24 protein-coding genes are annotated in these 21,119 nt (G+C 63.3%); 10 read left to right on the top strand and 14 right to left on the bottom strand.

Going from position 1 to position 21,119, the window contains the following annotated elements; genetic code table 11:
• Positions 1–36: 36 nt before the first annotated feature.
• Genes NKJ73_RS28385 through NKJ73_RS28420 form a run of 8 tightly spaced genes read right to left on the bottom strand, consistent with a single transcriptional unit; the run spans position 37 to position 8,420 of the window.
• Entirely contained in the window at positions 37–786 is a 750-nt protein-coding gene (locus NKJ73_RS28385; protein WP_352457816.1) for an SCO family protein, read from the bottom strand.
• Complete coding sequence (locus tag NKJ73_RS28390; RefSeq protein ID WP_352571864.1) at positions 783–1,235, bottom strand: hypothetical protein; 453 nt, start codon at positions 1,233–1,235, stop codon at positions 783–785. The genes NKJ73_RS28385 and NKJ73_RS28390 overlap by 4 nt, the downstream gene beginning before the upstream one ends.
• Positions 1,228–2,376 (bottom strand): hypothetical protein, encoded by a 1,149-nt coding sequence (locus tag NKJ73_RS28395; RefSeq protein ID WP_352571865.1) that lies wholly within the window; start codon positions 2,374–2,376, stop codon positions 1,228–1,230. The genes NKJ73_RS28390 and NKJ73_RS28395 overlap by 8 nt, the downstream gene beginning before the upstream one ends.
• Positions 2,373–2,906, bottom strand: coding sequence for a c-type cytochrome (locus tag NKJ73_RS28400; protein WP_352457837.1), 534 nt, complete (start codon positions 2,904–2,906; stop codon positions 2,373–2,375). The genes NKJ73_RS28395 and NKJ73_RS28400 overlap by 4 nt, the downstream gene beginning before the upstream one ends.
• A gap of 2 nt (positions 2,907–2,908) precedes the next feature.
• Entirely contained in the window at positions 2,909–3,436 is a 528-nt protein-coding gene (locus tag NKJ73_RS28405) for a DUF3341 domain-containing protein (RefSeq protein ID WP_352457813.1), read from the bottom strand.
• A complete protein-coding gene (gene nrfD, locus NKJ73_RS28410) occupies positions 3,433–4,800 on the bottom strand; it encodes an NrfD/PsrC family molybdoenzyme membrane anchor subunit (protein ID WP_352571866.1) in 1,368 nt (455 codons plus the stop codon). Before nrfD ends, NKJ73_RS28405 begins: the two co-directional genes overlap by 4 nt.
• Entirely contained in the window at positions 4,793–7,780 is a 2,988-nt protein-coding gene (locus NKJ73_RS28415; protein ID WP_352571867.1) for a TAT-variant-translocated molybdopterin oxidoreductase, read from the bottom strand. Before NKJ73_RS28415 ends, nrfD begins: the two co-directional genes overlap by 8 nt.
• Complete coding sequence (locus NKJ73_RS28420) at positions 7,764–8,420, bottom strand: cytochrome c3 family protein (protein ID WP_502896720.1); 657 nt, start codon at positions 8,418–8,420, stop codon at positions 7,764–7,766. The genes NKJ73_RS28415 and NKJ73_RS28420 overlap by 17 nt, the downstream gene beginning before the upstream one ends.
• A 202-nt stretch (positions 8,421–8,622) precedes the next feature.
• Here NKJ73_RS28420 and NKJ73_RS28425 point away from each other — a divergent pair, with 202 nt between their 5' ends.
• The 6 genes from NKJ73_RS28425 (at position 8,623) to NKJ73_RS28450 (ending at position 13,628) form a co-directional block, all read left to right on the top strand.
• Positions 8,623–8,946 carry a hypothetical protein gene (locus NKJ73_RS28425; protein WP_352571869.1) on the top strand — a complete coding sequence of 108 codons (324 nt, stop codon included), beginning with the start codon at positions 8,623–8,625 and terminating at the stop codon, positions 8,944–8,946.
• Between the two features lie 9 nt (positions 8,947–8,955).
• Positions 8,956–10,065 carry an FAD-dependent oxidoreductase gene (locus NKJ73_RS28430; RefSeq protein WP_352571870.1) on the top strand — a complete coding sequence of 370 codons (1,110 nt, stop codon included), beginning with the start codon at positions 8,956–8,958 and terminating at the stop codon, positions 10,063–10,065.
• A gap of 49 nt (positions 10,066–10,114) precedes the next feature.
• Complete coding sequence (locus tag NKJ73_RS28435) at positions 10,115–11,086, top strand: SDR family oxidoreductase (RefSeq protein ID WP_352571871.1); 972 nt, start codon at positions 10,115–10,117, stop codon at positions 11,084–11,086.
• A 4-nt stretch (positions 11,087–11,090) separates the two neighbouring features.
• A complete protein-coding gene (locus NKJ73_RS28440; RefSeq protein ID WP_352571872.1) occupies positions 11,091–12,806 on the top strand; it encodes an HAD family hydrolase in 1,716 nt (571 codons plus the stop codon).
• A gap of 201 nt (positions 12,807–13,007) precedes the next feature.
• Positions 13,008–13,160: a peptide ABC transporter permease gene (locus NKJ73_RS28445; RefSeq protein ID WP_352457805.1), complete on the top strand. Its 153-nt coding sequence runs from the start codon at positions 13,008–13,010 to the stop codon at positions 13,158–13,160.
• A 24-nt stretch (positions 13,161–13,184) separates the two neighbouring features.
• Positions 13,185–13,628: a PPC domain-containing DNA-binding protein gene (locus NKJ73_RS28450; protein ID WP_352571873.1), complete on the top strand. Its 444-nt coding sequence runs from the start codon at positions 13,185–13,187 to the stop codon at positions 13,626–13,628.
• A 10-nt stretch (positions 13,629–13,638) separates the two neighbouring features.
• Here the strand turns inward: NKJ73_RS28450 and NKJ73_RS28455 are convergent, their stop codons facing one another.
• Together NKJ73_RS28455 and NKJ73_RS28460 are read right to left on the bottom strand one after the other, a co-directional pair.
• Positions 13,639–14,901 carry a DUF763 domain-containing protein gene (locus NKJ73_RS28455; RefSeq protein WP_352449581.1) on the bottom strand — a complete coding sequence of 421 codons (1,263 nt, stop codon included), beginning with the start codon at positions 14,899–14,901 and terminating at the stop codon, positions 13,639–13,641.
• Between the two features lie 201 nt (positions 14,902–15,102).
• Positions 15,103–15,807, bottom strand: a complete 705-nt coding sequence (locus NKJ73_RS28460; RefSeq protein ID WP_031194456.1) for an MgtC/SapB family protein — start codon at positions 15,805–15,807, stop codon at positions 15,103–15,105.
• 226 nt (positions 15,808–16,033) lie between these two features.
• Here NKJ73_RS28460 and NKJ73_RS28465 point away from each other — a divergent pair, with 226 nt between their 5' ends.
• Together NKJ73_RS28465 and NKJ73_RS28470 are read left to right on the top strand one after the other, a co-directional pair.
• Positions 16,034–16,201: a hypothetical protein gene (locus NKJ73_RS28465; RefSeq protein WP_023677102.1), complete on the top strand. Its 168-nt coding sequence runs from the start codon at positions 16,034–16,036 to the stop codon at positions 16,199–16,201.
• Between the two features lie 30 nt (positions 16,202–16,231).
• Positions 16,232–17,230 carry an ATP-dependent DNA ligase gene (locus tag NKJ73_RS28470; protein WP_352571874.1) on the top strand — a complete coding sequence of 333 codons (999 nt, stop codon included), beginning with the start codon at positions 16,232–16,234 and terminating at the stop codon, positions 17,228–17,230.
• Between the two features lie 136 nt (positions 17,231–17,366).
• Here the strand turns inward: NKJ73_RS28470 and NKJ73_RS28475 are convergent, their stop codons facing one another.
• Positions 17,367–17,894, bottom strand: a complete 528-nt coding sequence (locus NKJ73_RS28475) for a YciE/YciF ferroxidase family protein (RefSeq protein WP_352571875.1) — start codon at positions 17,892–17,894, stop codon at positions 17,367–17,369.
• Positions 17,895–18,063: 169 nt separating this feature from the next.
• A complete protein-coding gene (locus tag NKJ73_RS28480; protein ID WP_352571876.1) occupies positions 18,064–18,795 on the bottom strand; it encodes a Crp/Fnr family transcriptional regulator in 732 nt (243 codons plus the stop codon).
• Between the two features lie 501 nt (positions 18,796–19,296).
• Here NKJ73_RS28480 and NKJ73_RS28485 point away from each other — a divergent pair.
• Entirely contained in the window at positions 19,297–19,494 is a 198-nt protein-coding gene (locus NKJ73_RS28485) for a hypothetical protein (RefSeq protein WP_292655400.1), read from the top strand.
• Between the two features lie 262 nt (positions 19,495–19,756).
• On the opposite strand, the gene NKJ73_RS28490 is transcribed toward NKJ73_RS28485, so the two are convergent.
• On the bottom strand, positions 19,757–19,921 hold the full coding sequence (locus tag NKJ73_RS28490) for a DUF3309 family protein (protein ID WP_023677107.1): 165 nt from the start codon (positions 19,919–19,921) through the stop codon (positions 19,757–19,759).
• Positions 19,922–20,229: 308 nt separating this feature from the next.
• Here NKJ73_RS28490 and NKJ73_RS28495 point away from each other — a divergent pair, with 308 nt between their 5' ends.
• Positions 20,230–20,541, top strand: coding sequence for a hypothetical protein (locus tag NKJ73_RS28495; RefSeq protein ID WP_023677109.1), 312 nt, complete (start codon positions 20,230–20,232; stop codon positions 20,539–20,541).
• Between the two features lie 75 nt (positions 20,542–20,616).
• Here the strand turns inward: NKJ73_RS28495 and NKJ73_RS28500 are convergent, their stop codons facing one another.
• Positions 20,617–20,859, bottom strand: a complete 243-nt coding sequence (locus NKJ73_RS28500; protein ID WP_023677110.1) for a hypothetical protein — start codon at positions 20,857–20,859, stop codon at positions 20,617–20,619.
• Positions 20,860–21,119: the final 260 nt, after the last annotated feature.

The following is a 21,119-nucleotide window of genomic DNA, read 5'->3' on the forward strand; positions in this document are numbered from 1 at the left end:
ACGAGGCTTCCTGCGGGAAAAACCGGATGCCGAAGCTCACGCCCGCCTCCCGCGCGCCAGCAGTATGGCCGTCGCCAACCCCACCACCATGACGATGCTGGCGAGCTTCAACGCAGCCCAGATCGCCGGCGTATATCGCCCCTTGGACGCATCGAAGCCGGCGCAGAGCAGGAAGACATGATCGGCGATCGAGCCGAGCCTGCCGGAAGATGCCTCGACAAGGGCAAGCTCAAGATCGCGCGGCGTGAAGCTCAGCGCCGGCAGCACCTGCGCTATCCGGCCTTTTGGCGTCAGCGCGATGACCGCGATCGGATGGGCGAATTGGTCGATCCTGGCGCGGGTGTCGAAACTGATGCCGGCTTCCGCGGCAAGGGCGCCGCCGGCGCCGTCGGCACTGGTCAGGAACCGCCACGCCGACAGGTTCCTCGCGTCGGCCGCCGCGGCGACCGTGGCTTGCGCATCGCCCGCATCTTCGGGCGTGTCGGCGGCATCGATCGAGACGAACAAAGCGCGATAGGTGTCGGGGTCGAGCGAGGTCTTTTTCAAATCCGAGGCGACCGCCTGTTGGGTCACACCACAAAGGTTCGGGCATTTGTCGTAGCCGAAAATCAGCAGCGCCGGCCGGCCGGCAAGCATTTGGCCGATCGTGCGCTGCTCGCCGGACGCATCGCGAAACACCCGGTCGAGGCTGAGCTGCGCGCCGATCTCGGGATCGAAGGCCGGGCGTGCGAAAGCCATGGCCGGCAGTGCCGCGAGAAGGGAAAAAGCGGTTAGCCAGGCCTTCACGGCCGGCCTCCCTGGCCTGGCGCGGTCCGGCAGCGCGCGGCCTGTGGCGCGCGTGGTATCTCGGCCTCGCCCAATCGGCAGTCGGCGCCGGCGGCCGGCGCCGGCTGCCCCCAGTTCGGCAAACCATGGCTGACGATCGCCCACATGGCGTCCTCGATCGGAATGCGGGCAATGCCGGCGGTGCGGTCGACCCAGCCGACCTTGTTCAGCTCCTGCTCCTCCGCCTTGCGGAAGGCAGCGAGGTCGTCTTCTGGAAAGCGCTGCAAGGCTGGACTGGCCCGGTTGCCGACCGATGATGGCCCCGGCAGCGGCCCGAACGGCCTGGTGTCGAAGACGAGCCCGAGGACGATGACTGTTGCGGCCAGGAGCAGCAGCAGGCCGGCCGCGAAGGCAAGCAGCGCGCCCGGCCAGACGTCGCGCGTTTCGGGATGGCGGGCTGCCCTAGCCATGGACCGGCCTCCGGCACCAGAGGGCGATCCGGTCCGGCCGGCCAAGCGCGAAAAGCAGCAGCGCAAGCCAGAGGCCGCCAGCTCCTGCCAGCGCGGCAAGATCGTACCAGAATGCGATTACATTACCGTCCGCCAACGGCGGTCTGATCCGCCAGAGGACATCGACGTAGTGGCCGGCCAGCACGATGCCGCAGATCGACAGCAGGCCGGCATGGCTGCGCTTCAGATCCCGGCTGAGCAGCCCGGCAAAGGGGACCGCGAATTGCAGCGCAATCAGCAGCCAGAGCAGATACTGCCAGCCATTGCTGCTGCGGATGAGGTACCAACGGATCTCGTTCGGCAGGTCGCCGCCCCAGGTCACCAGCCATTGCATGAACGACAGGTAAGTCCAGAGCAACACGAAGCCGAACAGCATGTTGGCCAAATCCTCGCCGAGCGCGACATCCTCCTCGCCGCCCGGCATGACCTCGATCGAGCGGTTCACGCACAGTACCGTCATCGCCAGGGCGTAAGCGCCAACGACTTCGGCGGACGCTTCCAGCAGCGCATAGATGGTCGAGGAGAACTCCGGCTCAAGCGAGAGCATCCAATCGATGGCAAAGATCGTGACCGCCAGCCCATGCGCAATCAATCCAGCGGCATAGGCCTTGCCGCGGCCGGCGCTGCCACGGCCGCTATCGGTCGTTGTCCAGTCAAGCACGCGCCACGCCACCACCAGCCAGATCGCGGCGCAGGCGGCAAAGCGCAGCAAAAAGAACGGAACGTTCAGATAAGAGAATTTCTGGCGCACCGTCTCGGGCAATGCAGCCGCGTCGGCACTCGCCCAGGGAAAGACCAGGTCGAGCCTGAGCAGAACCGGCAGCAGCAGAAGCAGCGCCAGCGGCAGCGTCGCGACGAGAGCGCGCAGCGGCTGGCGGATTGCCTCGCCCCAGCGGCCGCCGGTCAGCCCATGCACGATCAGGATGGTCAGCGCCCCGAGCGGCAGGCCGAGCAGGAAGAGCGCCGCAGGCAGCCAGCCGGCCAATGTGGCTCTGAAGTCGAAGGCCAATCCCGTGGCGCAAAGCACAAGTCCGACGGCGGCCACAGCAAGCGCCGGCAGAATCAAACGTTCGGCGGCAAGCCGCATCATCGCCCGCATCATCGATCCGGCTCCGCATTGAGCTCGGCGCGGAGGCTTTCCGGCAGCTCGGCAATTGGTGCATCGCGCGAATATTGCAGGGCGCGGATATAGGCGACGATCGCCCAGCGGTCGGCAGGCGGGACACGCGCCGCGTAGGAATACATGGCGCCATAGCCGTTGCTGATGACGTCGTAGAAATGCCTGTCGCTCGCCTTGCGCAACGCGTCCTGGTGATAGGTCGGCGGCGCCGGAAAGCCCCGCTCGACGATCATGCCGTGGCCGTCGCCGGCGCGGCCGTGGCAAGGCGAACAGAAGATGTCGAAGCGTTGCTGGCCTCGCCGCAGCAGCGTCATCGTGACCGGATAGGGAAAAGTGTCGGGTACCGGCGAAAGATCGGCATCGCGTGCGACTGTGTCCTCGACCGGCGCCCGCGCCGACATGCCGTCGGCGAATTGGTTGCTGCTTTCGAGCGGATCGTAGCGCGGCTGGTCCTCCATGTCCTGCCGGCAGCCGGCGACCAGCAAGGCTGCCGACAGCAGGATCGTGCGCATGTTCACGCCTCCACCTCCTCGACGGTTTCGGCGCCGAGCCGTGTCAGCTGGCCCTTGGTCACGCCCTTGCGGAACTTCGGATCGGCGGCCTCGACGAGCAGATAGAACTTGCCGCCGCGCGCATAGGTGAAGCTCGTGGCGTTGAAGACCGGGTGGTAATATTCGGGCAGGCGATTGGCGGCCAGCATGCCGAAGAATGCGGCCAGCGCAGCGCCAAGTATCGCGGCCTCGAAGGCGATGACGAGAAAGGCCGGCCAGGAATGCAGCGGCCGGCCGCCGACATTGAGCGGAAAATCGATCTCGACCGAATAGAGGATCAGGCCATAGACAAACACCGCGCCGGCGACGGCGCCGCCAAGGATGGCCCATGGCAAGCGCGTCTTGCGCATGCCGAGCATGTCGGCCAGCCCATGCACATGGAACGGCGAGAACGCGTCCATGCGCCGGTAGCCGCGCGCCCGCATGGTGCGGACCGCCTCGGTCAGCGCTTCGGGATCGGCGAAAGCCGCAATGACGCCGTAAAGGCTCATCTTGCGCCGCCCCTCTCCCCGGCCAGCTCCTCGACCTCGAAAATGGTGATGGCCGGCAGGACGCGGATGAACAGGAAGACCAATGCGAAGAAGGTGCCGATCGAGCCGAACAGGATGCCGAAGTCGAGCCATCTCAGTGATTGTTCGCCCCAGGACGACGGCAGGTAATCGCGGCTTGGCCCGGTGACGACGATGACGTAGCGCTCGACCCACATGCCGACATTGATGATCAGGGCAATGGCGAACAGCACCGCCATGTTGAGGCGCACCCGGCGGAACCAGAGCAATTGCAAAACAGCGCCGTTGCAGGCGAGCATGGTCCAGAACAGCGGCGCATAAGGTCCGAAGGCGCGCTGCCACATCATCGTGCGCTCATAGGTTTCGCCCGAATACCAGGCGAAGAAAGCCTCGGAGGCATAGCCGTAGATGACGATCATGCCGGCGGCGATCATCAGCTTGGCGGCATTGTCCATGTGCCGCGGCGTGATCAGATCCTGGACCGAAAACGCCCAGCGCAGCGGGATGGCGATGGTAAGCACCATGGCGAAGCCGGACAGCAGCGCGCCGGCAACGAAATAGGGAGGAAAGATAGTCGAATGGAAGCCCGGCGTGATGGCGAAGGTGAAGTCGAGCGAGACGATCGAATGCACCGAGACGACCAGCGGCGTGGCCAGTGCCGCCATCAGGAAATAGACCGTCTGGTAGCGCGCCCAATGAAAGGCCGAACCGCGCCAGCCGAGCGCCAGTATCCCGTAGAACAGCTGCGCCGGGCGCGATTTCGCCCGGTCGCGCAGGACGGCGAGATCGGGCAGCAGGCCCATATACCAGAACATCAGCGAAACGCTAGCATAGGTGGCGATCGCCGCGAAATCCCAGACCAGTGGGCTGCGCCATTGCGGCCAATGCATATGCGTGTTGGGTAGCGGCAGCAGCCAGTAGAAGAACCACGGGCGGCCGAGATGCAGGATCGGGAAAAGCCCCGCCATCGCCACGGCAAACAGCGTCATCGCCTCGGCAAAGCGGTTGATCGAGGCGCGCCATGGTTGGCGCAGAAGCAGAAGCACCGCCGAGATCAGCGTGCCGGCATGGCCGATGCCAATCCACCAGACGAAATTGCCAATCATCGTGCCCCAGACAACCGGAATGTTGACGCCATAGGCGCCAACGCCGACCGAGATCAGATAGGTAATCGAATAGAGAAAGATGAGGACGAAGACGAAGCAGGCGAAAAACGCGGTCCAGAAATAGCGCGGCAGCCTGCCGTCGAGGACGATCGCACTGATACGGCCGCTGATCTCCGGAAGGTCGTGCCGGCCGCGCAGAACGGGCAGTGCGCCCGGTTTTCCAGCAATAGCCTCAGCCATCGGCTTTCCCGCCTGGCGAGAGACGGCCGTTGATATTCCTGATCTTGCCGAGATAGGTGGTGCGGGGTCGCGTGTTGAGGTCCTCGAGCAAGGCGTAGTGTTGCGGCGCTGCTTTTTCCTGCACGACAGCGGCGCCCTTGCTGTTGAGGTCCCCGAAAACGATCGCCTGTGTCGGGCAGGCCTGCTGACAGGCGGTCACCACTTCGCCGTCGGCGATGTGGCGGTTTTCGATCTGCGCCTTGATGCGTTTTTCGGAAATGCGCTGGACGCAGTAGGTGCATTTTTCCATCACACCGCGCGAACGGACGCTGACGTCTGGATTGTGCGCGGCCTGTTCCGGTCCGGCCGCATCCTTGTCGAATTCCTGGAAGTCCAGGAAGTTGAAGCGCCGCACCTTGTAGGGGCAGTTCTGCGAGCAGTAGCGCGTGCCGATGCAGCGGTTGTAGACCTGCGCGTTCAGCCCGTCATGGGTGTGGGTGGTGGCGTTGACCGGACAGACGACCTCGCACGGCGCCTTCTCACAATGCATGCAAGGCACCGGCTGGAAAAAGACGTCGGGATCGTCGAGCGGGCCGGAGTAGTAGCGGTCGATCCGCAGCCAATGCATCTCACGGCCGAGTGCCGACTCGTCCGGCCCGACGGTGGCGATGTTGTTTTCCGCCTGGCAGGCAGAAACGCAAGCCATGCAGCCGATGCATGCCGACTGGTCGATCGACATGCCCCAGGCTTCCTGGCTGTATTGCCAGTCGGGATAGAGCGATCCGGTTGGCGCGGGCGGGGCGCCGTCGCGCACGAAGTGTGGATTTTTGCGGAAGGCCTCGAGCGAGGCATGGCGAACGATCGCCCTGCCCTCCATCGCCTGATGGTGTTGCGTGGTGATGACCCGCGCACTGCCGTCCCGCGGCGCGACCGTGGCGCCATAGACGATCCAGGGAGCCTCGAGGCTTCGCAGCCTGTACGCGTCGTGGCCGTCGGCGAGTGCTGCCACCGAACCGAGCTTCCGGCCGAAGCCCAGAGCAAGTGTCACGGTCTCGTCGGGATGGCCAGGCATGATCCAGACCGGCGCATCGATGTCCGTGCCGTTCGAGGCGATATTGACGACCCGGGCGTTTTCCACCTGAAGCCGCCCCGCCGTCGCTGGCGACATCAGCGCTGCATTGCCCCAGACGATCTTGCTCAGTGGCCGCGGCAATTCCTGCAGCCAGGACGAGTTGGCATTGCGTCCGTCGCGCAGCCAGGGATCGGCGACGAAACGGATTTCGACGCCTTTGGCCGCTTCGACGCGCGGGTTCAGGCCGCGCAAATCCGCCGGCATCGCAACATCGACTGGAGTGCTGGCACTGCCGGATACAAAGCCGTCGCGAAGCGCCTTTCGCCACGCGGGATCGTCCAGTGCTTGCGCCCAAGTCGTTTGTGCCCATGTCCGGCGGACGAGCGGCAGCGCAGAAACAGCTAATTCACCGCCAAGCACGGCCAGGATTTCATGCACCGCCCGCCCCTGGTAAAGCGGCCTGATCAGCGGCTGCACGATCGACGCGGTTCCGTCATGGGCGCGCAGGTCACTCCAACTCTCGAGATCATGCGCAGCAGGGACATGCCAGTGTGCGACGAAGGCGGTTTCGTCGCGGTAGAGACCCCAGTGGACAAGAAGCTTCAGCTGCGAAAACACGTCGCGGACATCGAGCCCCGCAGGTGCGGTGTGGAGAGGATTGGCGCCGAGTATGACAACGGTGTCGATATCTCGCGCGGCGATCGCCTGGCAAAGTGCAGCGAGGTCGCCCTCGATGGGCATCGCGTCGGGCGGCTCGATCAGTTCCACGGTGTTGCCAAGCGCACCAAGCCGCGCATTCATGGCAAGAGCCGCGGCATGGACGAACGGTGTTTGATGGGCGCCCGGCACGATCAGCGCCGAGCGGCCGGCCGCCTTCAGGTCGTCCGCAGTGGCAGCCAACCAGGCCGGGTCCAGTGCCAAGGCGCTTGGCGCCGCTTCGCCGCCAAGCACCGCGCTCAGCGCCGCGGCGACGGCTTCGACCTCGCTCGGCCGCACCGGCCTGCGGTGATCGGCGGCAGCGCCGGTGATCGTCGGCGTCGATTCCACCGCATAGACCCGGCTCATCGTATCGTCCGCCCGGCGCACGCGACGCCGCGCGGCAAAGTCACGGGCGTAAGCGAGACGGCCGGGGCCCTCGCCCAGGAAATCCGCGTCGAGACTGACAATCGCGTCGGCGCGATCGAACCGGTAGACCGGTGCAAGCGCCCTGCCGAAAAGAGTCTGCGTGGCTTCGGCGCCGGATGGCGTTGCCAGGGGATCGTGCTGGAACAGCCTCAGCCTGGGGTAGCGCGCGCGCAGCGCCTCGAGCTGCGCCTTCATGGTGGGCGAGGTCGTCGCCTCGATCAGCAGCGCCGCGCCGGCACCGCCTGAGCCGGCCAGCTGCGAGGTGAGCTCGGCCATGTCGGCAAGGAAGTCGCCATAGGCCGCCGGTTCGCCGTGTTTCAGCGGCATGCGCGAGCGATCGGGGTCGAAAAGCGACAGCACCGCCGCCTGCATGATGGCGTCCGTCGCACCGCGCGAGGCCGGATGGCCGGGATTGCCTTCCACCTTGGTCGGCCGGCCCTCATGGCTTTCGACCACCGCACCGATACCGTAGCCATCGCTCGAAAGCGTGGTCGCGTAATAAAGCGGCTTGCCGGGAACGATGTTTTCCGGCTGGCGGATATAAGGCAGGATGTCTTCGGCCCGGCTGCAGGCGGCAAGCCCGGCCAGCGTCAGCGATGCACCCATCAGCTTCAGCAGCGTGCGCCGGTCGAGCCGCGGGATGCGCTCGGCGATCGAGGGAAATTCGGCATCGACGAAGCGGCGGAATTCCGGCGTATCGGCGAGCTCGTCGAGGCTTCGCCACAGCTCCGGGCCGGGCGAAAGCCGTTCGCGCAGGCCGGCCATGTCTGGAGCCGCGATCGGTTTGTCAGCGGTGGCAGACATAACAGTCGGTCATGGTCTCGGGGTGGATATCGAGAAGGCTGATGAGTGACCGGCGGATTTCGGCGATGCCGGCCGGTGGCTTCCAGTGCATCAGGAACACGTCCTGCGGCGGACGCAAATTAGGCTCGGGATCGCGATGGCATGCCAGGCACCATTCCATCGATAGTGCGTGCGCCCGCCGCATCAGCGGCATGTCGTCGACCTCGCCATGGCACGTCTCGCAGGCGACGCCTTTAGCGATATGGATCGAATGATTGAAATAGACGAAGTCGGGGACACTGTTCACCTGCTGCCACTGCAATGGCTGCCCGGAAGCAAGGCTTGCCCGTATCGGCGCCAGCATGTCCGCGTTGGTGAACAGCTGCGAATGGCAGGTCATGCACACCTCGGTCGCCGGCAGACCCGCCGATGACGCAGTCTCGACGCCGCTATGGCAATAACGGCAATCGAGGCCGAGCTCGCCGACATGGTGCCTGTGGCTGAACGGCACTGGTTGCGCCAACGGCCGGCCAACGCCGGTGACGAAGTCCGAACGCAAGACGGCGGTACCGCCGAGAGCCGCAAAGATGGCCATGAAACACGCGCCCCACAGAGCGAAGCGTGAAATGCCGTTGGCACTCCTTGAAAAGACCTGCGGCATCCCCTCGCCGATTTCGCATCCAGCAAACCATACTCACCCCCCAAAGTGCCTAACTGCGGCTGCGTGGGTAAGTTCCGGCTGGAGCAGCGGAGATCACAGAATGGTTACCCCGCCCTGGCCCATCAGGTCGGGCTGACCGGAAACCATCGAACCCTCCATACGTTCGGATGAGGTCACGTTCTGTTTCACCTGGATAAGCATCATGACCATCCCCCACCCCCATCCCATTCGCCGCCGGTCCGGCGTTGCCTTCTGGTGGACGATGTTCGTCGGCGCGCTGCTGACGATCCTCGGCCTGCTGATCGGAGGGGGCGGTGCCTGGCTGATCGCGCTGGGCGGATCCTGGTACTATCTGCCCGCCGGGATCGCCCTGCTGGCCGCCGGCAGCCTGCTGCTTGCCGGCAATGCCGCCGGTGTATGGCTTTACGTCCTGACCTGGCTGGCGACCCTTGCACCCGGCGGCCACCATTTCATGGAGACCAGGATCGGCGACGACATCATTGCCTACGCACTGCCAAAAAGCTGACGCCCGACGATGACGGCTTCGCGGGACGCTTCCATCCTGATCGTCGGCGCCGGCCCGACCGGGCTGACGGCGGCAGTCGAACTGGCAAGGCGCGGCATTGCACCTCGCATCATCGACCGCAAGGAAGGCCCGACGCCGCTCGCCAAGGCGGTCGGCATCAGTTCGCACAGCCTCGACATCCTTGAACCGTCCAAAGTCGCTGCCCGATTGCTCGCCGAAGGATTGAAAATTCGCCGAGCCCGTTTCTACTTCGAAGGACGAGCGCTCGGCGAGATCGATTTCTCGATCCTGCCGCACCGCCATAATTTCCTGCTGTCGCTGCCGCAGCGCGACACCGAATCGCTGATGACCGATACGCTCAAGGGATTTGGCATCGACGTCGAATGGCGAAGCACATTTGTCGGCATGGCCGAGCACAAAGGCCGCGCCGAGGTGCGGATCGAGGCGCCAGACGGCCGTGACGAGGCAAGTTTCGACCTTGTCTTCGGAGCCGACGGTGCGCAAAGCACCGTGCGTGATGCCATGGGCATCGGCTTCGATGGCTACACGCATCGGCGGCAATGGAGCATTGCCGACGCCGACATCGACGATTGGCCCTATGAGCCGATGGCCGCCCACGCATTTCTTCACAGGAACGGCGACGTCGGTTTCGTCATCCCGATCGGCGAGAAGCGCTATCGCGCGGTTTCAAACAGCGAGGATGCGTTGGCGCGCATCCCCGGCAATTACCGGATCACGCGGTTGTTGCGGGCCGACCGCTTCCATATTCCGGTACGACAGGCGCCGCGCTATCAAACCGCATGCGTCTTCCTGGGAGGCGATGCCGCGCATGTGCATTCGCCGTTGGGCGCGCGCGGCATGAATCTCGGCATCGAGGACGCCGCGTCATTCGCCAGGCGTTTCGTCGACGGCACGCTTGCCGGCTACACAAGCGAACGCCACCCGGTGGGGCAACGGTGGATCACGCTCAGCGAGCGCATCCTCTCGCTGGCCCAATCGGACAACGGCATCATGCAAGGCGTCAGGAACGCGGCCTTCAGCGTCGTCGGCCATCTGCCGCTGCTGCAACGGCCGCTGCTGAGCGTGTCGCCGGGCTCAAGGAATGACGTGGTCGCATAAACCTTTTCGCCGGATATGCGTTGTTGGGTTTCAAGCCAGGGAGATGACCATGCAGATGAAATCGGAAATCGCCGGCGAGGCCGCCAAGCAACGGCATATCCAGCGCCGTATCGACGAGAAGGACAAGTCCAAATCCAATGGCAAGCAAAAAGGCGCCATGCAGGCCGGCGCCCGCAAATATCCCGAGCCGCCCTTCCCCGAGCAGCACCAGCCGAAGCCGGGCCATGAATGGGCGATCGAGCCGGCGCCGCTTTACGATGCGCCATTTTATATCGGATCGAAAAAGCTCGACGGCAAAGTGGCCGTCATTACCGGCGGCGATTCAGGCATCGGCCGTGCGGTGGCCGTGCTATATGCGCGTGAAGGCGCCGATGTGGCGATCGTCTATCTCTCGGAGGATAGGGACGCCAAAGATACCAAAAGGGCCGTCGAAGCGGAAGGCCGGCGCTGCATCCTGATCAAGGCCGACGTCAGCGAACGCAACCACTGCCACAACGCGGTGGCTGAGATCGTGCAGGAGTTTGGGCGGATCGACGTGCTGGTCAACAATGCCGCTTTCCAGGTCCATTCCAGCGATTTCAGCGAGCTGACCGAGGAGCATTTCGATACGACGCTGAAGACCAACCTCTACGGCTATTTCCACATGGCGCAGGAGGCCGTGCCGCACATGAAACCCGGTTCGGCGATCATCAATACCGGTTCAGTGACCGGCATCGAGGGCTCGAAGCAACTGGTCGATTACTCCATGACCAAGGGCGGCATTCATGCCTTCACCCGCGCGCTCTCGGGCAACCTTGTCGAGAAGGGCATAAGGGTCAACGCCGTGGCGCCAGGCCCGGTTTGGACGCCGCTCAACCCCTCGGACAAGGAAGCCGGCGATGTTTCGAAATTTGGCGCTGATACGCCGATGAAACGGCCGGCGCAGCCGGAGGAGATCGCGCCGGCCTACGTGTTCCTCGCCTCGCCGCACTGCTCGAGCTACATCACCGGCGAGATATTGCCGATCGTGGGCGGCTATTGACGGCATGTATTTCATTGCCCTGGCCACTGATTATGACGGCACGCTGGCGCATGAAGGGGTCGTTGCCGAGAAGACGCTTGCGGCGCTTGAACGCTTCAAGAAGAGTGGCCGCAAACTCATTCTCGTCACCGGGCGCGAGCTGCCCGACCTGAAACGCGTCTTTCCCGAAGTCGCGATCTTCGACAAGGTGGTCGCGGAAAACGGGGCGCTGATCTACACGCCGGCCAGCGAGGAGGAGCGGACGATATCTCCGCCGCCCGCCCCCGAGTTCATCGCCAAACTCAGGAAACGCGGTGTCAAACCGCTTTCGGTCGGACGCTCGATCGTCGCAACCTGGGAACCGCATCAGGCTACCGCGCTCGAGGTCATCAAGAAATTGGGGCTGGAGCTGGAAATCATCTTCAACAAGGGCGCGGTGATGATCCTGCCCAGCGGCATCAACAAGGCGACCGGGCTGACAGCCGCGCTTCAGGACCTCAGATTGTCGCCGCACAACGTCGTCGGTGTCGGCGACGCCGAAAACGACCACGCCTTCCTGCGCGCCTGCGGCTTCAGCGTCGCCGTCGACAACGCACTGCCGGCAGTCAAGGATACGGCGGATCTCGTGACACGCGGCGCGCGCGGAAAAGGCGTCGAGGAACTGATCGCCAAGGTGGTCGAGCGCGATCGCGAGCTTGTGTCGAACCGCGACGGCATTCTGCTTGGCTCGGAGGATGGCAAGGAGGTGTATCTGTCGCCAACCGATACGGTGCTGATCGCCGGCAGCTCCGGCATCGGCAAATCGACCCTGGCGACCGCACTGACGGAGCGCTTCGTCGAGAGAAAGTTCCAGTTCTGCATCTTCGATCCGGAAGGCGACTATGACGGCCTCGAAGGCGCCGTCCGGCTGGGCGACGGCTCGAACGCGCCGACGAAGACGCAGTTGCTCGATCTCCTGGAGAAGCCGGACAACAATCTGGTCGTCAATGGCCTGGCGCTGCGCGTCAACGAGCGGCCGGACTTCTTTGCCGACCTGCTGCCGGGCCTTGGCGGCGTTCGCTTCCGCACGGCACGACCACACTGGCTGATCATCGACGAGGCGCATCACCTCTTGCCGAAGCGGCGCGACGACACGCCAATGGTGCTGGCCATGGAATTGCCGGGCACGATCCTGATCACGGTTCATCCGGACGCGATCTCAACCGAGGCATTGCGGCTGGTCACCGCCGTCATCGCACTCGGCCCCAAGGCGAAAAAGGTCATCAAGACGTTCTGTCACGAGACCGGCACCGAACCGCCAAAGGACAAGGACCTGAACTCTCCAAAAGACGAGCGCGTGCTGTTCTGGCGGCCGCAGGCGCGCAAGAAACCTGCCATGGTCGAGCCGATCGAACCGCGACAGTCGCTCAAGCGCCACAGCCGCAAATATGCCGAGGGCCAGCTGGACGAGAAGGGCAGCTTCTATTTCCGCGGCCCCGACAATGCGATGAACCTCCGCGCCCATAATCTGATGATTTTCGCCCAGATCGCCGAGGGCATCGACGACAGGACCTGGGAACATCATTTGCGCGCCGGCGACTATTCCGAATGGTTTCGCCACCAGATCAGGGACAAGGAACTGGCGCGCGAAACCGCCGAAGCGGAGAAAGACGGCACACTTTCGGCGCAGGAGAGCCGCAACCACGTCCTGGACGCGGTGCGCCGCCGCTATACCGCGCCCGCGACCGCGCCGAAGGAATAGATGCAAACGGCGCCCAGCCGGTCCCAAGCCGGCTGGGTTCACCTCGTGGTCGATCTCCGTCCCGCCTCGGCAGACGGCCGAGTCCCAGTCGGTTCCAACCGTCGATGGTCCATCGTGGAACCTCATCCGCCAAACGAGATTGTGTTCTATCGGGCGCCAGATCTATTCAATGCTGAATAATTGCCCGAAAGGAGATGATGGATGAGCAACGACCGGGACAAGGATGGTCCTGTCTTTTCAGCGGAACAGGCGCGGCAGGGCGAGATCATCCTGCGGACGCGGGCGCGCCGGATCATTTTCATCGCCGGCCTAGTGGGTCTCGTCTTGCTGGCATTGCTGGTGTGGTGGATTTGAATTCCTGACGGCTGGAGCGAAATCATGAAATCACAGCTTGTTGCCGAAAGCGCCGGACAGAGAACGTTCGTCGTTGTGCTTGATCCCGGCGAAGAGGCGTTTGCGCAGCTGACCTCGTTTGCGGTCGACCGTGGCGTCGGCGGCGCGTCGCTGACCGCGCTCGGTGCTTTCGAAACGGCGACTGTCGGCTGGTTCGACCCCGGGGAAAAGACCTATCGGAAAATCCCCGTCCGGGAACAGTGCGAAGTGCTGAGCGCGATCGGCGATGTTGCTATCGGCGACGACGGCAAGCCCAGCCTGCACGTCCACGCAGTCCTTGGATTGAGTGACGGCACCACGAGGGGCGGTCATCTGCTGGACGGCATCGTGCGGCCGACGCTCGAGGTCACATTGGTGGAGACGCCTGGCCATCTGCGCCGCAGGCACCGTCCCGAACTCGGCGTCGCCCTGATCGACTTGGAGGCTTGATCCGAGCCGATCATTTCGTTGATTTGACTGCGGCCGTTTCGGGTACGACCTCCCAACCGAAGACGCTGCGGCCGCCGAGCAGATGCGATTGCTCGAACTCCCCGGCGACGATTTCCTTCAGGCTTGGGCCGGTGACATAGCGCTCGACCTGCCTCGACTGGTCGTCCAGCCGCCGCAAGGCGCCGATCTCTTCGTCACGGCCGAGCCTGGCCTTCTGGACAGCCGACTTCAGCACGCCGATCGTCTCGTCATAGACCTTCAGCGGCACGGGGAACGGGTGCCTGTCCTTGCCGCCATGCGCCAGCGAGAAACGGCCTGGATCGGAAAAACGGCACGGCGCGCCATGCACGACTTCGGCGACCAGCGCCAGCGCCCGCACCGTGCGCGCGCCGACATTGGGCACCAGGAGAAGCCCGGCGAAATCTGTCGGGCCGCGCTCGGCCGCCGCCGCGATGTTGCCGTGCAGGCGGCGCATGACGACGTCGCTTTCGCGCACATCGTGGTGCGCCGGCATCACCAGATGCGGCAGCAGCTTTTGTGCCGGCTCCGGCGCTGGCGCCGAACCCCGCTCCAAAGCGGCAAGCTCCCTCACGATGCGATCCGGTCCAAGGTCGTGCAGAAGGTCCAGTTGTCCCTGGCGCGACGCTTCAGCGCGCCGGTCGGTCAGGTTGACGATCTCGCCCTGGTTGGCGCCCTCGATGGCAGCATGCGGCTGGTCGACAAAGCTCTTCAGGCCTTCGGACAGCCAGTGATAGCGGCGCGCCACCTTGCTGTCGCCGTTCATGCCCTGCTGCACCACCACCCACTTGCCGTCGTCGGTGACGATAAAGCCGTGCAGATAGAGATCGAAACCGTCCTGGACCGCGGCGCTGTCCACCTTGGCGACAAGCCGGCTGGCAGTCGCGAGGCCTTGCCCGTCGAGGCCGACACGCTCGCCGATCAGGGCAAGCTCGTGCGGGGTCTTGCGCGAATGCGCGCCGCGGCCGCCGCAAACGTGGATGCCGAGTTCGCCGGAAAGCGGCGACAGACCGCGCTTCAAGGCACCGACGACGCTGGTGGTGATGCCGGAAGAGTGCCAGTCCATCCCCATTACGGCGCCAAAGGACTGGAACCAGAACGGATGCGCCAGCCGGCGCAGCAATTCATCGCGGCCGTAATGGTGGATGATCGCCTCGCACATGACCGCGCCAAGCCGCGTCATGCGGTCGCCGAGCCATTTCGGCACGCGTCCGCCGTGAAGTGGGAGATCAGCACTTCCCGATCGCTGTGCCACGCTCTTTTGCTTGCTCCTTGAGTCCTGCCTCGACAGATAGGTATCGAAAGGGGTGTGGAGAAGCTATGGCCTGATTCAGGCCGCGATCGTTGCAAGCCGCTAGAGCAATTCCAGGAAAAGTGTGAAACGGTTTTCCGTCCGGGATTGCGCAGAAACAAAGAGATAGAGCGTTTCGGCGTTTCCGTGAAACGATGAACCGCTCTAGCGGGCAGGTTCGCTGAGGAGATCAAACTTCTGGATCTCGCAATGCTCGCCCACCGATGCCAGCAGATCCATTGGCGGTGCGCCAGTGTCGGGCCGCCTCCAACTGATCTCGAACGAGAACACAGGGTCCTTGAGATCTGGGCGCCTCTCTATTGCGACGAGGCGTGCCTGGTAGCCAAGCGGCCCGATGAGCGCATCGAGCTCCTGTCGAGCCGCGGCCTTCCAGGTCAGTGCCAACTGGGCATGGTGTTCGCGCGACATTCGAAGGTCCACCCATTTCAGGACCAGCAAGGTGGCCAGCGTCAGCGCCGTGCCGGCCGCGCCCAAGCCGTATTGGCCCCCACCGAAAGCCAATCCGATCGCCGTCATCACCCACAACGTGGCCGCCGTGGTGACGCCGCTGACAAGATTGCCGCGGCGAAGAATGGCGCCACCGCCGATAAAGCCGACGCCGGTCAACACGCCCAGCGGAAAGCGCAAGACGTCCATCGATGCAAACGAATCCGGGTGCTTGCCAACGGTCTCGAGCAGAATACTGGCCTGGATCATTGTGATGGCGGCGGCCAATCCGACCAGCACGGTGGTGCGTAGCCCCGCCGCGTGCCCGCGCGCCTCGCGGTTGAGGCCTATCAACAGGCCGGCGAGCGCGGTCAGAAGCAGTCGTGCCGCGATGTCCTGCCAGACCGGAACAACGAGGAGCATCGCGGTCACCCGTCAGGCCAAGCGCTGCTGGCCAGGAATAGCGCCAGGGTCAAAGCGAACAAGGGCAAGAGCGTCTTCATCGCAAATTCTTTTCGTCGATAAGCAACAAACGATGCGCTTGGATTTTGGTTGCGCCGCCGACGATTCACCCCGGCGATGGGCAGCGGCGGAACAAAACCTTCGGCCTGCGGGTTGGTGGGTTCACGCCAACGAAGGATTTGCAGTCATGGTCCGCTTGCTGCTTGCCGGAGCCGTCGCTTATCTGGCCTATCGCATCACCAAGGAGATCGGTGGGTCCGACGAGGTCGATCCGCGGTCGCCTTCACCCGACCAAACCGGCCGCAAGGTGCCGAGGCGGGAAAGCGGGGCGCAGGGGAATGGCCGACGGCGGTAGCGAATGCCTCAGCGGCGGCGCGGACCAGCCATGACCGCATTTCCGTTGCCGCTCGACCTTCGTCCGATGGAAGCCAAAGCCGCCGACGCAATTCCTGGCGGCGACGGGCTTTGGCAGTACGAACCGAAATGGGACGGGTTTCGCTGCCTCGTGTTCAAGGGCGACGATGCCGTCGATCTGCGTGCAAAATCGGGCAAGCCGCTTGGCCGCTATTTTCCCGAACTGGTCGCGGTGCTGCGCGATGTGAGGTCGCGGCGGTTTGTTGCCGACAGCGAAATCGTCATCGAGGTCGACGGATCGTCCTCGTTCGAGGCCCTGCAAATGCGCCTTCATCCCGCCGAAAGCAGGATCCGCAAGTTGAGCCTCGAGACGCCTGCCATGCTGGTCCTGTTCGACATGCTGGCCGAACCCGGCGGCGGGATCATCATCGAAGAGCCTCTCACCACCAGGAGGCAGGCGATTGAGGCCTTTGTCGCGTCGGCGGCACGGCCCGAACTGCACCTGTCCAAATATACGCACGACGCCGCTGCCGCCGAGCGCTGGCTGCAAGGCGCCGGCCATGGCTCGACCGACGGTGTCGTTGCAAAACTGATCGCCGGGCCATACCGGCCCGGCGAGCGCGCCATGGTCAAGGTCAAGCGGCTGCGCACTGCGGATTGTGTGGTCGGCGGCTTTCGCTATCTCGCCGGCAGCAACGAAGTCGGATCCCTGCTGCTCGGCCTCTACAACAACGAAGGCAGGCTGGACCATGTCGGGTTCACCTCGACCATCGGCAAGGACGACCGCGCGACGCTGACCAGGCGGCTGGAAAAACTGCGGGCCAAACCGGGTTTCACCGGCAAGGCGCCGGGCGGGCCAAGCCGCTGGAGCACGGAGCGCAGCGGACAATGGGAGCCGATAAAGCCTGAACTGGTGGTCGAGGTTCGTTTCGACCATGTGACAGGCGACCGGTTCCGGCACGGAACCAAGCTGTTGCGCTGGCGGCCGGACAAAGAGCCCCGGCAATGCACGTTCGATCAGATCGAGTAAGCCCGCAGCGATGCACCGCTTCAAGGCTCTAGCTGCCCGCTCTACCGTTCATGACAGACCAATGCAGAATTCACCGGTTCACCGCGGCCAACCGAGCCTTGGCAACCATTTCCGAGGCTCGGTTGCGGTTTTGAAATCAAGCGGCTTCTTGCATTGCGCGTTCGTTGACACCGCTTTCGCCGAGCTTGGAAAGCGCTTCGTCGGTCGCGACCTCTTCCTTGAGAGTTGCCCTGAGCAGCTCGACAACGTCGCTCTTGCCGAGTTCTTCCGCCCACGCGATCAAAGTGCCGTAGCGAGCGATCTCGTAATGTTCGACGGCCTGCGCCGCGCCGACAAGCCCGGCGTCGAGCGCGGGAGCACCGTTATACTCCTCGAGCACTTCCGAGCCCTCTTCGATGATGCCGTCAATCGCCGGGCAGGTCTTGCCACGGGCCGGCTTGCCGAACTTCTCGAACACCTCCTCCAGGCGGTCGACATGTCCTTCGGTTTCCATGCGGTGTTTCTCGAAGGCGGCGGTCACTTCTTCCGACTCCGCGCCCTTGGCCATTTTAGGCAGCGCTCTCAGTATCTTCTTCTCGGCGTAGTAGAGGTCTTTGAGCCCGTCGAGGAACAGATCCTCAAGGCCCTTGCTTGCCGCCTTCGCGGCCTTTTTCGTGGTCGCCATGATCCTCTCCCGAATGGTTGGTGCCGCCTCGCAAAGTAGAGGCGTCCCATAACCCTCCGACGGGAAACAAGTTCCCTGACGGTCCGGGAGCCTTGAAAATTTTTCCGACCCGCCGTGTAGTGTCGCAAGGGGCCTCGACCTGCGGCAGCAATCGGCCAGGAAAGCGCCGTCAGCGCTCGCCGATATGCTCGACCAGGCGGGTATATTCGGCCTCGGCCAGGCCGTAGCCGCCATCCGCCAGTGCGACGAGACCATCGCGATCGCGAATGATAATTTCGCCGCGGCGGGACCGGATGAGCCCTCGCCCCTCGAGCAGCTGCAGCGCGACCGTGACACCCGGACGCCTTACGCCAAGCATGATCGACAGGAATTCGTGAGTGATCGTCAGCCGGCCGCCGTCCACCCGATCGTCACACATGAGCAGCCAGCGCGCCAGCCGGTCTTCAAGTTTCGATCGCGCGTTGACCAGCGCCGTATAGCCGGTCTGGACATGCAGATATTGCACGTAGCGCAGCAAGAACAGCCGCAGCGTCGGGCTTTGCGTCAGCGCCGCCTTGAACGGCTCGGCGTCGATCCTGGCGGCTTCTCCCGCCAGCTGCACATAGCAATCATGGACCGTACGGTCGTCGCCCATTATCAGGGCCGAGCCGGTCATACCTTCCAAGCCGACAAGGCCAACTTCCGCATCGCTGCCGTTCGGCATTTTCGCAACCACCGAACCGATGCCGTCCTCGAGGAAATAAATGGCCTCGATCGGGGATCCGGACACTTCGAGCGATTGCCGTAACTCCAGTGAACAGCGCTCGATGTGCGGCTCGAGAGATGCGAAATCGCCGGCGCTCATCCGGCGCAACAGCTTGTTTCTGTATCGATTTCTATTGGAAATTGCTGGATCAGACATAGCTAGCCCCAAAACAGGGCAAGAGCTTTTTTATCTCCCAGCCGTCCGCGCCCGGTATAACCTGCGGACGATAACGCTCATATAGGCACTGAAAGGTATGGAGCCTACTAAATAAAAAAATGAATCGATGCACGACAGTTTCTCCTGCCGCTTGCCTACGAAAACATCCGACTGAAAGTTAGAGTTGGAAACGTACCAAAGACGGTTTGGTACGAAAACGACAATTGAGGTCACCGGACGCGAAAGAGCCCGTCGCGAGGGATGCAACGGGCTCCATTCGGGCGTCGTGGGCTACGCCCAATGATCCAAATGAGGGGTGGGTTGGATCGCAGCAACAATGCAGGTGCAAGGCAGTCGTTCCCAAACTGTCTGTTTGGTAATTTCCGTACATTGAGTTTGGACGAGAGCGGCGCTAATTGAATTGGAGTCGTCCACACAGACATGGCGAGTGGACGCTTGAAAGACGCTTCGCGCTTTCGCCCTTTTTCAAGGGAGGATGGCATGTCGATGCAAGGTGCAGCAACTCCAGCCGAACTGAGCGTGCTGAAAAAAGCGCTCGACGACTGCTGCCGCGAGTTGGGTGTTGCGGACGACAGTCCTGTCCGCGAGCGGTTGGCCGCCCGTATCATGTCGCTGTTCAACGAAGGCGTGCTCAGCGCCGATCTGAAAGAAGCGCTGGCCGCCGATCGCCAACACTAAGCTGCTGCTATGGTGGTGTCCTCGGTGCCGAAAGGTTCGGCACCGGGTCGCCCTTTTTAGCCAGGGATCCTGGTTGGCCAAGGATCATGGAAATCTTGTCTCCAAAACGCCCGGCGCTTGTTACCAAGCGGCAGGCGTTTTTGTCGCGAGCGTGACACTAAGGCGCGTCGCGTTCGACTGGCCTCATGCGATGCGCGCTTTAGGTTCCTGTTTTATGCATGTCGCTATCACAAAACCGCTGCACACTTTTGCGCGACGTGCATCAAATGCGCCCAAGCAGGACCAGGATAATGACGATAAGCAGCACCAGGCCGAGGCCGCCACCACCGTAATAGCCGGTGCCATAGAACGGTCCGCCGCCCAAGCCGCTGAAGCCGCCAAGCAAGGCAAGGACCAAGATTATGATGAGAATGGTTCCAAGGCCCATGATGTCTGCTCTCCTTGTTTGCGCTGCCGCCATTCGCATCAGCGCGTCGCATTGTACAAAGGTATGAACTCGCAAGAAGCATTCCTGTTCCGGCGGAACGGTAAGGCGTACGCTCATGCGGCGAGCAAAATGCCGGGCTGTGCCGTTAGAAAAGTCCACAGATGCGTGCCCGCGGAGAATGGCATGGCGGCCACCTTGAACACCTGAGAACATGCTGAATTCATAGGAAATTTGTCGGAACCTTCGCTCGCCCGAACGGTTGTTTTCGTAGTCGCAACGCGACGACCCTCGTAAAAAGGAGAAGCATCATGCTCACGAAAATTCTCGCAGCTTCGGCGCTTACGATCGGTCTGGCTACGTCAGCGATGGCGCAGAACGTCGGCGACCCTTCCGGAGCCGCTGCCGACGGTAGCGGGCGGACGATCGTAGTCCCGGATAATGGCGGCCCTGACACCGGCACGGATTCGACCATCACCAATAGCATTCGCGATTTCTCAACGACGAATTCGAATGCCGACCGGAATTGCCCGCCGGGCCCGCAAGGGGCTCTGCCCGATGCGACCGGCAAGGCTCCGGGCACGATGGCGCCGACGGTGAACGACAACCACTGCGGCAAGTAAGCGCCCGGTCATCACAGCCTGACGAGGCCGCGGAGCTTAAGCTCCGCGGCCGGCTGGTTTTGCCGTAAAATCAGCCTAGCGGCCGCGGTGGTCGAAGCTGACCGCGATATCCCGACCGTCCAGCGCCCGAACGATGAAGCCAACCAGCTCCTCGTCGGTTTGCCGGAACCAGGGAAAGCGTTTGCGCAAATCGGCTATGACGACGGTGGTCGAGAGAATGTCGCCGGAATGATAGTCGGCCATGATGGTATGAACGGCAGCGTCGGTGTCAATACCGATTCCTAGCGGCGACTTGATCTGCCCCACGGAAGCCTCCACCCATCTCTCCCAGCCAACGATAGCAAGACTGCCGCAAAGCGAAAGAGCTTGTACGATTCCGTACGATCTCGTGGCTTGCGTTGCACTTTGCAGGACGCAGCCGGCGTCTTTTGTTTTGCGTTTCCAAACCATTGTCTGGCGTGGTGGGGGGGGGGGGGGCCCCCCCCCCCCCCCCCACGCCACTCATGAAGAGCGGCCCCTTTTCGCGGTTCGGACACCCATAGTCAACCCGGCAGCGTCTGGATTCCCGCTGTGCTCTT

Origin of the sequence: Mesorhizobium sp. M0074, assembly GCF_040322975.1 — a bacterium.
Taxonomy (GTDB): domain Bacteria; phylum Pseudomonadota; class Alphaproteobacteria; order Rhizobiales; family Rhizobiaceae; genus Mesorhizobium.